General features: G+C 65.1%; 15 protein-coding genes. 9 read left to right on the top strand and 6 right to left on the bottom strand.

Annotation, left to right across the window (positions count from 1 at the left end; translation table 11 throughout):
- The first annotated feature begins 130 nt into the window (after nucleotides 1-130).
- Nucleotides 131-526, top strand: a complete 396-nt coding sequence (locus H7K34_RS01495; protein ID WP_264059087.1) for a hypothetical protein — start codon at nucleotides 131-133, stop codon at nucleotides 524-526.
- Here H7K34_RS01495 and H7K34_RS01490 read toward each other — a convergent pair.
- A complete protein-coding gene (locus H7K34_RS01490) occupies nucleotides 523-2,340 on the bottom strand; it encodes an Hsp70 family protein (RefSeq protein ID WP_264059081.1) in 1,818 nt (605 codons plus the stop codon). The genes H7K34_RS01495 and H7K34_RS01490 overlap by 4 nt on opposite strands.
- A 133-nt stretch (nucleotides 2,341-2,473) precedes the next feature.
- Complete coding sequence (locus tag H7K34_RS01485) at nucleotides 2,474-3,559, bottom strand: NAD(P)H-dependent amine dehydrogenase family protein (RefSeq protein ID WP_264059080.1); 1,086 nt, start codon at nucleotides 3,557-3,559, stop codon at nucleotides 2,474-2,476.
- A 98-nt stretch (nucleotides 3,560-3,657) separates the two neighbouring features.
- Here H7K34_RS01485 and H7K34_RS01480 point away from each other — a divergent pair, with 98 nt between their 5' ends.
- Together H7K34_RS01480 and H7K34_RS01475 are read left to right on the top strand one after the other, a co-directional pair.
- Nucleotides 3,658-4,005 carry an MmpS family transport accessory protein gene (locus H7K34_RS01480; RefSeq protein ID WP_264059078.1) on the top strand — a complete coding sequence of 116 codons (348 nt, stop codon included), beginning with the start codon at nucleotides 3,658-3,660 and terminating at the stop codon, nucleotides 4,003-4,005.
- A 51-nt stretch (nucleotides 4,006-4,056) separates the two neighbouring features.
- Complete coding sequence (locus tag H7K34_RS01475) at nucleotides 4,057-5,355, top strand: cytochrome P450 (RefSeq protein WP_264059076.1); 1,299 nt, start codon at nucleotides 4,057-4,059, stop codon at nucleotides 5,353-5,355.
- Here H7K34_RS01475 and H7K34_RS01470 read toward each other — a convergent pair.
- Together H7K34_RS01470 and H7K34_RS01465 are read right to left on the bottom strand one after the other, a co-directional pair.
- A complete protein-coding gene (locus tag H7K34_RS01470; RefSeq protein ID WP_264059074.1) occupies nucleotides 5,350-6,519 on the bottom strand; it encodes a hypothetical protein in 1,170 nt (389 codons plus the stop codon). The genes H7K34_RS01475 and H7K34_RS01470 overlap by 6 nt on opposite strands.
- On the bottom strand, nucleotides 6,520-7,425 hold the full coding sequence (locus tag H7K34_RS01465) for a metal-dependent hydrolase (protein WP_264059072.1): 906 nt from the start codon (nucleotides 7,423-7,425) through the stop codon (nucleotides 6,520-6,522).
- A gap of 86 nt (nucleotides 7,426-7,511) precedes the next feature.
- Here H7K34_RS01465 and H7K34_RS01460 point away from each other — a divergent pair, with 86 nt between their 5' ends.
- Nucleotides 7,512-8,072, top strand: a complete 561-nt coding sequence (locus tag H7K34_RS01460; RefSeq protein WP_264059070.1) for a TetR/AcrR family transcriptional regulator — start codon at nucleotides 7,512-7,514, stop codon at nucleotides 8,070-8,072.
- On the opposite strand, the gene H7K34_RS01455 is transcribed toward H7K34_RS01460, so the two are convergent.
- On the bottom strand, nucleotides 8,032-8,907 hold the full coding sequence (locus H7K34_RS01455) for an alpha/beta fold hydrolase (RefSeq protein WP_264059069.1): 876 nt from the start codon (nucleotides 8,905-8,907) through the stop codon (nucleotides 8,032-8,034). The genes H7K34_RS01460 and H7K34_RS01455 overlap by 41 nt on opposite strands.
- A gap of 87 nt (nucleotides 8,908-8,994) precedes the next feature.
- On the opposite strand from H7K34_RS01455, the gene H7K34_RS01450 reads away from it, so the two are divergent.
- The 3 genes from H7K34_RS01450 to H7K34_RS01440 are packed head-to-tail and all read left to right on the top strand — an operon-like array spanning nucleotide 8,995 to nucleotide 11,184.
- The gene (locus tag H7K34_RS01450) at nucleotides 8,995-10,044 is read left to right on the top strand and encodes a phosphotransferase family protein (protein WP_264059067.1); all 1,050 of its coding nucleotides are present in this window, start codon (nucleotides 8,995-8,997) and stop codon (nucleotides 10,042-10,044) included.
- A 33-nt stretch (nucleotides 10,045-10,077) separates the two neighbouring features.
- On the top strand, nucleotides 10,078-10,650 hold the full coding sequence (locus H7K34_RS01445; protein WP_264059062.1) for an ester cyclase: 573 nt from the start codon (nucleotides 10,078-10,080) through the stop codon (nucleotides 10,648-10,650).
- Between the two features lie 36 nt (nucleotides 10,651-10,686).
- On the top strand, nucleotides 10,687-11,184 hold the full coding sequence (locus tag H7K34_RS01440) for a septum formation family protein (protein WP_264059056.1): 498 nt from the start codon (nucleotides 10,687-10,689) through the stop codon (nucleotides 11,182-11,184).
- A 4-nt stretch (nucleotides 11,185-11,188) separates the two neighbouring features.
- Here H7K34_RS01440 and H7K34_RS01435 read toward each other — a convergent pair whose 3' ends face one another.
- Nucleotides 11,189-11,902, bottom strand: coding sequence for a haloacid dehalogenase type II (locus H7K34_RS01435; RefSeq protein ID WP_264059054.1), 714 nt, complete (start codon nucleotides 11,900-11,902; stop codon nucleotides 11,189-11,191).
- A gap of 178 nt (nucleotides 11,903-12,080) precedes the next feature.
- On the opposite strand from H7K34_RS01435, the gene H7K34_RS01430 reads away from it, so the two are divergent.
- Together H7K34_RS01430 and H7K34_RS01425 are read left to right on the top strand one after the other, a co-directional pair.
- Nucleotides 12,081-12,392 carry a YidH family protein gene (locus H7K34_RS01430; RefSeq protein ID WP_108921628.1) on the top strand — a complete coding sequence of 104 codons (312 nt, stop codon included), beginning with the start codon at nucleotides 12,081-12,083 and terminating at the stop codon, nucleotides 12,390-12,392.
- Nucleotides 12,389-12,733: a DUF202 domain-containing protein gene (locus H7K34_RS01425; RefSeq protein WP_264059052.1), complete on the top strand. Its 345-nt coding sequence runs from the start codon at nucleotides 12,389-12,391 to the stop codon at nucleotides 12,731-12,733. The genes H7K34_RS01430 and H7K34_RS01425 overlap by 4 nt, the downstream gene beginning before the upstream one ends.
- Nucleotides 12,734-12,741 lie beyond the last annotated feature (8 nt).

Genomic DNA, 12,741 nt, shown 5'->3' with positions numbered 1-12,741 from the left:
CAGACTCACCCTGCTTATGACCGCTGGTCAGGCAAAAAGATCGCGGTGACCAGAGTTTCGGCACCGCGCGGCAACGGGTAACCGACAGCGAATCGGGGGTCGCAACTGCAACTCGCAAGGGGGATGTCAAATGAGCGTGCAGGATGACAAAACAGCTGGCCAAGAACCCGACCAGCAGGCAGCTGAGCAGACTCAGGACGCCGATCAGCAGCTAACGGAGAAGCCGAAGGCGGGCGAGGAACAAAAAGAAAAAGCCGCCGAAATGATGACGGCCTACGAGGACCGGCCCACCTTGGTGCTGCCGGGATCCGGCGGGGCAGTCTCGGGGACCGCGATCGGCGCCTGGCTGGACGATGACGGCAACCCGAAGAACAACGAAGCCCCGGACGGCAAGGGTTCAGGCGACGACAAGGCCCAGAAAGAACAAATCGAGAAAGACAAGGCTCTGAACGAAGAACTCAAGAAACTGGCCGCCGAGGACAACAAGGGCGAGAAGCGGCCTGCGACCGGCGGCAGGCCGTCCTAGGAACCACCAAGTCCTGGAATTGGCATACCAAATCCAGGAATACGTGGGATGGGCGGAATCGCCGGGATCGGCGGGACCCGCGGTGCGGGCGCCGGTATTTGCGGAACCGGCGGCGGAGCCGGAGCCTCGACCGGTGGCGGGGGTGCCGCCGGGACCGGCGTATCGACGGCCGCGGGCGGCGGAGTGTCCACTGCCACCGGAGCCGGAGCAGGCGCGTCGGCCGGTGGCGGCGCGGCGGGCTCTGCTGGAGTCGCGGCCTGACCGGTGATCGGCGCCTGGCTCGCCGGGGCGGGTTGTGGCGCCCCATTGTTGGCTGGTGGCGCGGAAACCGGACTCGTTCCCACGCCGGGGCTCGGCGTGGTGGCCGGTTTGTTGTCGGAGAGGCCGATCGCCAACGCGACGCCAACCAGCAACACCGCCACTGCCGTGCTGATGATCACCATCCCCGGCATCCGATGCCAGGGAATGACTGAAGTCTTTTTCTCCCGCTGTGGCCGCTCGGGCTGGTCGAAGTTCATCGCGGGGCGCGCCGACGTATAGCCGGACCCGCCACCATGAGCCGCGGCGCCGACGGGCATGACGCGCGAATCGTCGGCCGCCTCAGACCAAGCCAGCGCGGGCATCAGGCTCGATACCGGCTCCGAGGGCGGCGCCTGGGTCAGCACGGATTTGTGTTCCTCCACCGCCACGGGAGCGGCGACCGCCGCCGCTACGGCCGCTGCCGTGGCTCGGGAGGCGGCCGGGGTCAGCAGGGTCGCGCTGGTCTCGCCCGGTCCACGCGTCGCGCGCAACGCCCCACCGATTGCCGGCGCCAGATGCGGCCGCGGCATCGTCACAACCGGAACTCGCAGGTGACCGGAGAGCATCGTGGTGACCGCCGGGATGTTGGCGCCACCTCCGACCGAGACCACCGCGACCAGATCGCGAATCCCGTTGCGCGCCAGGGCTTCATCCAGGACCGTCACAAAGTTGGTCAGCGACGTACGGATGGCGTCGTCCAGTTCGTTGCGGGTGAGCCGGACCTCGCCCGGTATCCCCGGTAGCCCCTCGGACAGCGTGGCAACCGTGCTCGAGGAGAGCTGCTCTTTGGCGTTTCGGCAACCGGTCCGAAGCCGGCCCAGCGGCCCGATCGCCGAGGTGCCGGACGGATCGAAGGAAGCGGCGCTGGGCAGGTTGGCCAGAACGGTCGTCAACAGCGCCTGATCGATCAGGTCGCCGGAGAAGTCGAGGTGCCGCACGGTCGGCGCAAGAGGGTAGTAGTCACCCGCGGCGTCCATCAGCGTGATGCTGGTGCCGCTGCCGCCGAAGTCGCAGACGGCCACGGTCCCGCGCGCCGGGATGCCCGGGTTGGCCCGCACGGCGAACAGCGTCGCGGCGGCATCGGGGATCAACGTCAGCGGCTGGGCGCGGTTTGTCCATTCGGGCACCCGGCTCAGCGCGGAACCCAGCGCGTCGACCGCGTTCGATCCCCAGTGCGCGGGGTGGGTCACCGCGACGTTTTCGGGTAGCTCGCGCCCGCCGGCGGCGGCGTAGGCCAAGGCACGCAATCCGTCGGCGGCCAGCGCCTCGCTCTGGTGCACCGAGCCGTCGGCCGCCACGATGCCGATCGGATCGCCTACCCGGTCGACGAAGCCGGTGATCACCAAGCCCGGCTGGTCCAGTCGGGGATTCTCGGCCGGCACCCCGATCTCGGGCAGACGCTCGCGGTACAGCGTCATGACGGGCTTACGTGTAACGGCGTGATCGGCGGTGACCGCGGCGAAATTAGTCGCACCAATCGAGAGCCCCAGCGCGGGCGTAGCTCCGTCTGACATGGTCCATCCCCGTATATCGAGCGGAATGCCCCCGCATCCGCCAAAGCCCGATTTTATCGCCTATACCTATAGCCAATCTCTGCATTGGCTATGCGTGAGCTGTATGACGAATCGGCCACAGTATCCGCGCTGGTCAGCGTATGTTGCCTGCTCCTGCGATCAGCGGAAGGTCCAGCGGGGTGACCCAGCCGGGCCGCAAATCGTTGACTGCCGGCACGGCATTCAATGCGCGCAACCCGGTCGCCAGGCACCCGGCGGCGGCCGCGTCCCGGCCGGAGCCGTCGGTGAACCGGAATGCGGTCTCCTGGAAGATGCTCGGGGTTCCTTCGATGTCGACGCGATAGACGTCGTTGTCGTTGCCCGTCGGCCAGTCGGGCGCGGCGTCGAGCCCGATGCGGTTGACGTGTTCGAGCTGGATGCGCGTTTCGCCCTGGTAGACGCCGTTGATGGTGAACCGGACGGCGGCGACGTGACCGGCTTTGATCACGCCCCGGGCGGAATTGCGCTCGGTCGGGGTCACCCACTTGTCCCAGGTGGTGGTGATCTCGTCGAGCATGATCCCGGCGGCGTGCGCGATCATCGGGATGGTCGCACCCCAGGCGAAGACCAACATGTCGCGGTTTTCCAGCATCGGGCTGTACTCGGGCTCGCGGCCGATGCCCATCTCGACTTCGTAGTCGCCTTCGTAGTTGGTGTAGTCCAGCAGCTCCGACGCCCGGACCCGCCGCACCTCAGAACACAGGCCCATCAGCGTCATCGGGAACAGGTCGTTGGCGAATCCCGGGTCGATGCCCGTGGTGAAGCAGGACGCCTGCCCCAGCTCGCACGCTTCGGTGATCGGCTCGATCCAGTTCGGCGGGTTCAGGTGCATGGTCGGCCACACCCACGGCGTCATCGCCGTCGAACACACGTCGATGCCGGCCCGCAGGAAGCGGGTGATCAGCGAGATGTTCTCTTTGGCGTGCATCGCCGTCGGGCCGTAATGCACCAGCGCATCAGGCTTCAAGGCGATCAGGGCGTCGATGTCGTCGGTGGCCGCAACACCCACCTGCTCGGGCATCCCGCAGATCTCCCCGACGTCGCGGCCAACTTTGTCCGGATTGCTGACGCCCACGCCGACCAACTCAAACAGCGGGTGCTTGACGATCTCCGGGATCACCATCCTGCCCACGAAGCCCGTACCAAACACCACCACACGCTTTGAGCCGCTTATCGACATACCAAACCTTCCGTTCGCCGGCCCCCGCTTGGCTTCACATTAAGCGCGCACAGTGTGACCTCTAGCACCCTGTCCCGCTAAGTGACACGATGCATTTCATGACAAAGCACCTCGCCGCACCGTCGATGCTGCTGGCCATCGGTTTCGGGTTCGCAAATGCCTGCGGCGCCGCCCACGCCATACCCCAGATGCCCCAGGTCCGCTACGAGATCAACGGGCCCGCGGTGGCCCAGGTCATCTATTACCAAACCGACACCGGGCAGCTGCACCAGATCAATGCGCCGCTGCCCTGGTCCACGGAGTTCACCGCGTACGGCGGGCAGGTGTTCACTCTCAGCGCGCAGGGACCGGGCCCCATTTCCTGCAAGATTCTGCTCGACGGCAACGTGGTCAGCGCCGCGACGGCGACGACGGGAGTTCCGGCGAGAACGGTCTGTACGCACTGATCCGGGTTTAAGCTCTGCCGTGTCACTTCTTCAACGGCGAAGGAGAGTTAAGTGAGCCTGGAGACCGGCATCGCGGCGCGCCCAAATGGGACGCCACCGCCCGAAATTCCGCTTGCCGATGTCCATCTCGAGTCGCTGGACTTCTGGGTGCACAACGACGACATCCGCGACGCCGCTTTCGCCGCGTTGCGCCGGGAAACTCCGATCTCGTTCTGGCCCGTGATTGAGATGGAGGGGTTTGAATCGGGCACCGGGTATTGGGCGCTGACCAAGCTCGACGACGTCCACTTCGCCAGCCGTCATCCCGAGATCTTCAGCTCCGCCGGCGGCATCACGGTCAACGACCAGACAGCCGAGTTGGCCGAGTACTTCGGCTCGATGATCGTGACCGACGACCCACGACACCAGCGGCTGCGCTCGATCGTCAGCAGGGCCTTCACCCCGAAAGTGGTTGCCCGCATTGAGGCTTCGGTGCGAGAACGCGCGCACCGACTGGTCACCTCGCTGATCGCCAACCATCCCGACGGCCACGCCGACCTGGTCACCGAGCTCGCCGGGCCGCTGCCGCTGCAGGTGATCTGCGACATGATGGGAATTCCGGAAGAGGACCATCAGCGAATCTTCCACTGGACCAACGTGATTCTCGGTTTCGGCGATCCCGATCTGACCACCGACTTCGAAGAGTTCATGCATGTGTCGATGGACATCGGCACCTATGCCAACGCGCTGGCCGAAGATCGCCGGTCCAACCACCACGACGATCTGACCACCAGCCTGGTCGAAGCCGAGGTCGACGGCGACCGGCTCACCTCGCAGGAGATCGCGTCGTTCTTCATCCTGCTGGTGGTGGCGGGCAACGAAACCACCCGCAACGCGATAAGCCACGGCGTGCTGGCGTTGTCCCGTTTTCCCGAGCAACGGGAGAAGTGGTGGGCCGACTTCGACGAGCTGACACCCACGGCAGTCGAGGAGATCGTGCGGTGGGCATCGCCGGTTATCTACATGCGCCGCACGCTGACCCGTGACTTCGAGTTGAGCGGCGTCAAGATGGCGGCCGGTGACAAGGTCGCGCTGTACTACAACTCGGCAAACCGCGATGAATCACGGTTCGACAACCCGTGGGCGTTCGATGTCGCGCGCAATCCCAACCCGCATCTGGGCTTCGGCGGCGGAGGCGCGCACTTCTGCTTGGGCGCCAACCTGGCTCGTCGCGAGATCCGGGTCGCCTTCGACGAACTGCGCCGTGAAATCCCCGACATCACCGTGACCGGTAAGCCGGCGCGGCTGCTGTCGCAGTTCATTCACGGCATCAAGACCCTGCCGGTCTCCTGGACTCCCCCGAGCTCATAGGAACGAATTCTCGGCGCTGAGGCCAAGTTCGGGAATCGCACCGAACGCGAACGTCTCGGCGTTGCCCATCCCGACCCCGCCACCGACCGGATCCTCGACACGCACCAGCAGATCGCGCAATTGGTGCACCTTACGGGCGATTTCGGGATGGTCGCAGTTCGGTGTGTGGTATCCCTGGACCTTCAAGTCACCTACCCACTGCCCATAGACCCAGTCGTTCCATCCGTAGTAGCCCGCGGTGCCGAGGTGAAACCCGGTCGGCCCGGCGGCGGTGATCGTCAAAGGCCGCTTGGTGCCATCGGTTTCGGTCAGCGTAATGGTTCCGTGAGTCAGCCGGCGGTTGGCATCCTCGAAGTGCAGCTCCTGGTCGACGCCGATGAAGCGGACGGCGGTGCCGTCGCCGTTCTGCTGTTCGGCTTGGTAGCGGGTCGATTCGAATCCGTCGCCCTTCTCTTGTTGAAGGAACACGAACAGCGAGTAGGCCGATCCGTCGGACCGGACCATCGTCATCGGGCACCAGGTCATGAACATCTGGTCGATGCGGCGACCGCCGCGGGGCAGCCCGGGGATGGGCTTGCCCACGCCGGGGCGCAGCCCCCACGAGTGGTCGCGGATCGAGATCCATTCGCCGGGATCGATTTCGGTGCGCTCGCCGTCAAGCTCGACCCAACCCGACGCGACGCCAATCTGGTGGTAGCGCAACACATTATGCGTCACCCGGTAGCCGTCGGGGCTGCGGTCCGGCCACGGGTCTTCCAATGTCGCGGGAAAGCTGCCCCGCATCTCGACGTCGAAGGCGATAGGGGCGTGTTCGGTCTTGTCCAGCCTGATCCGAATCGATTTCAGTGGCTCGACGACGCGGTAGTGGATGGGTCCGACGTCGGTGCCCGACGGGTCCGACGACAGCCGTCGACCACCCCGCACGGTCCACTGTTCGGTCCCCCGGCACACACCCGCCGCACCGTCGAAAACACCTCTGTTCGTGTACTTTCCGATGCCGAGCGCGACTTGCAGGGAGTTGTCGCGGGCGTGCGCGGTGCTCCAGATCTTCTCCGTCCAGGACGGATCCGATTGGCTCACCGTGGCGAAGGTGTCGACGATCTGATGCGTGAGGAGTTCGTCCTCGGGCACTAGGCCGCCGTAATTGGTTGACAGCACAGGCATTCACACTTTCCCGACGAAGGTCGTCATATCGGTGCCGCGGTCGTATTCACGCATCCAGGTGGCCGCCCAGGCCGGCAGCGGCTGGTCGGCCGGATCGTGGTGCGGCATCTGCGACAGCGCCAACCTCCACAGCATCCTGAGCAGGTCCGCGGAGGGCACGGCGCGAAACACCGGCGGCGAACCCCACCGTCTGCCCATCCGGTAGCGAAATTCACGACGCAGCGCCGAGGCCATCACGTCCTGCGCGGACACCACCCGGTCGGACAACGGAATGTGCTCGTCGATGGCCTTGGCAACCATTGCCGCGATCGCGCCGACATGCCGGAACGTTTCGCGGACGCGTTTGACCCGATACCAAGGATCGGGCATCAGATGCCGGTACAGCTTCAGCCCCGAGCTGCGATGCTCGATCTCCTCCACGAAATGCCACATCATCAGCGACGCCACCCGGGTGTCGGCGCCGCCGAACAGCGAATCCCGGTGGTCCAGGATCACTTTGAATAGCGGCGTGAAAGTGGCCTCCAGGTTGGCGATGTAGGCGGCGTGAAACTCCACCGGGTGCGCGGCAATCAGGTCGTTGTAGGACGCCACGGTTTGGTCGTAGCACTGTTCGAGGCCCGGGTATTGCTCGATCAGCGCGATCATGTGCTTGCGGTGTGCGGCCGCGTGCTGGGCCTCTTGCCGCAGGAAGGCTTCGGCTTCCTGCGCCACGGCCGTGTCAGTGCTCAGCCGGTCCTGGGCCCGACGAAGCGCGGCGATGATGTATTTCTCGAACGGCACCGCGATGAACGTGAACGCGTTGCAAAAGATCGCGAACTCCGGGTTGGCCGGTTGCCACAGGAACGGCACCTTGGACGCCGAAGCGTCGAATTGGAATGCCATCTTGCGGACGACCAGGTCTGTCATCGGTGACTGCCTCGTGTTGACGTTCAAAGTCCGGCTGTAACGATTGGCAGTGTGACATTTTGACCCTGAGATGTAAAGTGCTCTGTGTGGCCACCCGCGTACCCCCCGCCGCCGAGCAGTCGACCCGGCGACGCATCCTGGCCGCCACTTTCGTGGTGCTCGCCCGTAGCGGGCGCAAGAAGTTGATGCTCTCTGACGTCGCCGCCGAGGCCAAGGTATCGCGGCCGACGCTGTACCGGTACTTCCCCTCCAAGGAGGCGTTGCTCGACGCGTTCGGCCTCTACGAGCAGGACAATTTCGATGCCGGGATTTCGTCGGCGATGGCGGGTCTGCGCGGCCAGGAAAGACTAGACGCGGCTTTGCAATTCGTCGTCGACTTCCAGCGCACCTATTCACTGGGTTTCCTGGTCGACACCGAGCCCGAGCACGTGCTGTTCCAGATGAAGCGAGTGATGCCGATCCTGCACGGGCGGATCGCGCGCCTCGTCGACGGCGACAACGCCGATCTAGCCGCAGCCACGGTGGTGCGAGTCGCGGTGTGCCACTATCTCATTGGCGACGACGACCGCGAGCGATTTCTCGCCGAGCTGCGCTATGCGGCCGGAATCAGTCCGCGGCAGGCGTCGCGGCCCGCGACGGCGAGTTAGCGTCCAACCAGCCGCAGATTCGTTCGGCGATCAGATTGGGCTTCTCCAGATGCAGGAAATGGCCGACAGCGTCGATCATTTCGAATGACGATCCGGGTGCCGGTAGGTGTTCGCCCGCTTTGGCAACCACGTCTGCACCGAGCCCACCGTCATCGGTGCCATGCAGGTACAGGGTCGGTATCGGAGGCGGTATCAGCGTCGCCGCGGCCTCCGCTTCGGCGTCGGGGTCGGCGAACTCGGGGTTGAACATGGCGCGGTACGGGCCGATCACCCCGGCGATGTTCTCGGCGGTGACGTATTCGCGCAGCCACGAAATATCTTGGTGAGCATCGTATCCGGGTGACCAATCCGCCCACAGCGACTCCCAGAAGCCGGGCTCGATCAGCAGGGTTTCGGCCAGTCCGACCTGCTGAATGAGCCAAATGTAGAACGACCGCTTGAGCTGGGGGTAGCTGAACATGGAGTTGACCAGCGCGGCCGACGGTGGAACCGCCAGCGTCACTAATCGACTGAAGGCACTCGGGTCGGCACCCACTAGTCCATACGCGGTGTGGGCGCCCCAATCGTGACCGATCAACACCGCACGGGCATCGGCCTTTAACGCCTTACGGACCGCGCGAATCTGCCGCACATACGTGCCGACACTGACCGGCCCGGTCGCCGGCGCTTCGTAGCCGGGCAACCACGGAGCTACCACCCGGTATCCATGGTCGGCGAGCACCGGGCCCAGATGCCGCCAGGTGTGCGGCGTATCCGGGAAGCCGTGCACGGCGATGGCCAGCGGTCGCGCGGTGTCTGCGATATCCCCGAACGTCAACGGCAGGTGTATGGCCATCACGATCTCCTTCGGCTTGACATGCGACATCGTAGATGTAAGCCCTCGTCTGTTTACATTTGGTGGTCTATATGTAAATGTTTGTCCATGGCTGGACTGTCCTTGGGCCAACGCGACGTGGCCGCCACTCGCCTGCAACTCGGTCGCTGGTTCGAGCACAGGTTCGGCGACCCGGTCGATATCGGCGAAATGCGCCCGGCCAACCGCGCGGCGGGCTGGTCCAGCGAAAGCCTGCTGTTCAGCGTCGACGGCGCTCGGGAGTTCGTCGTACGAATCCCGCCGACCGGCGGTGGCATCTACGCCGAATACGACCTGGCCGGCCAGACCCGAACCCAGCAGCTGCTGCACAACCACGGGATCGCCACTCCCTCACCGATCCACTACGAGCCCGACAGCTCGTGGCTCGGGTCGAGTTTTCTGCTGATGCCACGCATCGTTGGGCACACGCCGTCGGACACGTCGTACGCGGTGAAAGGCTGGCTGCACGGGGCCGGCGTGGACGTGCAGCGCCGGGTGCACGATTCGTTTCTCGACACACTTGTTGCGTTGCAACGGGTTCCGATCGAGGAGGCGCCTTGGCTCAAACGCGCGCAAGGTGTGGGCAACGACGGTGAGCTCGGCTGGTGGCGCGACTACATCGAGTGGGCCACCGACAAGCAGGTGCCCGCAGTCATCACCGATGCGTTCGACTGGCTGTACCGCCACCAGCCTTTGGAGCCGCCGGATCTCGCGATCTGCTGGGGCGATGCCCGGCTGTCCAACGCCATCTTCGACGACACCGGCCAGATCGTCGGCGTCCTGGACTGGGAACAGGCGTGCCTGTGCCCGGCGGAGACCGACTTCGCCTGGTGGTTGGCCACGCGACGGCAGACCATGGAGGTCAACGGCATCGACGCCGACCCCGAGCTGCCCGGCTTCGACAGCCAGGAACAGGTGGTCCGTCGCTTCGAGGAGTTGATCGGGCGCCCGCTGGTCGACTTGAAGTGGTACGAAATCTTCGCCATGGTGCGGATGGGCTGTTGCATCCTGCGGGTGAGTGGTTGCTGCGCAGCATGGGCCAGGGCGACCACGGACTCACCCGCGCGCCGATCATGCCGGCCTGGGCCATCGAGGCAATCCGGTAGCGGCGCGTTCTGATATCGCATGCGATATCGGAATTACGCTGACCGGATGACAGCCCCCGCGTTTCCCGCTCCCGAGGTGCTGGCCGCGCGCCAGAAACTCGTGCTCGACCATTTTCACGACGAGGTCCGCCAGGACTGGGACGACGTGCTGGCGACGTTCCCGCACCCCCACTACGAGCTGATTCCGCAGATGGTCATCCACGACGGAAACGAGGCGGTGCGTGGCTACTACAACTACACCCGTACCGCGTTTCCCGATCAGGACCACGAGATCATCGCGCTGCGGCACAGCGCCGACGCGGTGATCGTCGAGTTCTGGTTGATGGGCACGCATCGCGGCTTCCTCGGCAAAGTCCCGCCCACCGGCAGCCGGTTCCGGGTCCGCATGAACGCGTACTTCGTCTTCGACGACACCGAAACGCTTGTCTGCGAACGTATTTACTTCGACACGTTGACCATGATCAAACAGCTCCTCGGCGGGCTGGACATGAAGAAGCCGTCGAACTGGCTGCTGGCCGCGCGTTGTGTGCGGGGGCTGTTGTCGATGTCGTCGGAAAAGCCGGACCCGACACTGACCTCTTCGGTGAATTCGCCTCTCCCGAACGTCGGAAATGCCTAAACTGCAACGCTAACCGGTGGAATCGAGGAGGCTGCGATGCGGCGCAGAAGCCCTCATGCGTTGTGCGGCCTGGCCGCCGTCACACTGCTCGCCGGGTGCGGTAGCGATTCAGCCAGAAACACCATCACCCCGCACGCGACGGCGAAGCCGTCCACCACGACGGCCGCCGAGCTTGGCTCGCAGACCGAAAAGTGGATCAACCTGCAAGTCGGCGATTGCGTCGCCGACCTTCCGCCGGCGGACCTCAGCCGGGTGACGATCACCGTCGTCGATTGCGCCACAGCGCATTTGGCCGAGGTGTACCTGCGCGCGCCGATGGCCGTGGACACCGCCATCGTCAACGTCGCCAACCGGGACTGCTCTGCCGGGTTTGCCCCTTACACCGGCAAACCGCTGGGCAGCGGCGCGTTTTCGATCACGTATCTGATCGACTCGAACCAGGATCGCACCGGTGCCGACCCCACCCCCAGCACCCTGATCTGCCTGCTGCAATCCAGCAACGGTCAACCGCTGACCGGATCCGCGTACCGCTGACGCCTTAGCAGCCGAGCTGATCGGCGAGGTCGAAAAAGTCCGACGCGTTCACGTCGAACTCGTCGCAATAGGCGACATCGGCGTCGCCGCCCGCCCCGAATTCCAGCGGGCGCGCGATGAAGGCGGTACGAAAGCCGAGGGCGGCCGCCGCGCGAATGTCGTATTTGTGGCTTGCCACCATCATGATGTCGGCGGGATCCAGGCCCAGGTAGGTGGCGGCCATCCGATAGATCGCCGGCTCGGGCTTGAACACACCGGCCATCTCCGCAGCAAAGATCGCATCCCACGGCAGCTGCGCTCGCTTGGAGATGTTGACGACCGCGGACACATCGGCGTTGGACAGCGTGGCCAACGTGAACGAGCTTTTCAGCCGGGACAGCCCCGCCACCACGTCCGGCCACGGCCGCAGCCGTTGCCAGGCGAACGTCAGCTCTTCGCGCTCAGCATCCGAAAAGCCGCCGATGGCGGACTCGTTTAGGACCGTCTCCAGAGCGGCGCGATACACCGAGTGCACCGAGACCCATCCGCTCTGGCGACTGCGCGCGGCCTGCAGCGCGTCGAAGTAACCTGCGCGCCAACGCCGCACCAGGTCCGGCCAATCGACCTCGGCGTGCCGGCCGGCGCTGATCCGCCGCGCCTCGTCACAGACGGTCGAATGGAAATCCGTCGCGGTGCCTTGCACGTCGAACAACAGCGCCTCAACCACAAGCTTCATCATGCAGCGGTTCGGTGAACACCCGTCGTGGCGGGCCAGACGGTTAGTTAAAATCAGCGATATAGAAATGCTTGTCCATACATCCCATGCGAGGTAAGTAGTGGCCGATAACACCATCACGCCCGCCGGCGAACGTCACGATGCCGGCGCGGAAGAATCCGAACCCGACTACCGGTTCACGATGGCCAACGAACGCACATTCCTGGCTTGGCAACGCACAGCGCTGGGATTGCTCGCCGCATCGGTCGCCCTGGTTCAACTCGTGCCCGAGCTCGCGATCCCCGGGGCACGCCGCCTGCTCGGTATTGGCCTGGCGGTGCTGGCGGTCCTGACCAGCGGGATGGGGCTGCTGCGCTGGGAACAGGCGGATCGCGCGATGCGCCGAGGCGACCCGTTGCCCCGTCATCCCTCGCCCGCCTATCTCGCGGTCGGCCTCAGCCTGGTCGGGCTGATCGCGCTCGGCTTGGTCGTCCTCAAGGCGGTCTCGGGTTGACCCAGGCGTCGGCGCACTATCCGGGCGGCGGGCTGCAGGCCGAACGCACGACACTGGCCTGGACCCGGACGTCGTTCGCGTTCCTGGTCAACGGAGCGCTGCTGACCGTCAAGGACTTGCACGGTGTTAAGGGTGCGGCGGCGCTGACCGCGGCGGGCCTGGCTCTGGCCGCGGCGTTGTCCAGCTACCTAATCGCCTTACAACGCCAACGAACACTGCAGCTGCGACCGCTCCCGGCGCGAATCACTCCGCGCCGTCAGGTCTATACCGTCGGGGTGGCCGCGTTGCTGCTCATCGTCATGACCGCGCTCTTAGTCGCATTACATGCTCGCCCGGCATAGTTGCACGC

This window comes from Mycobacterium montefiorense, from assembly GCF_025823255.1.
Classification (GTDB): domain Bacteria; phylum Actinomycetota; class Actinomycetes; order Mycobacteriales; family Mycobacteriaceae; genus Mycobacterium; species Mycobacterium montefiorense.
Note: the sequence above shows the minus strand (reverse complement) of the source record. Positions and strands in the feature narration are given on the sequence as shown.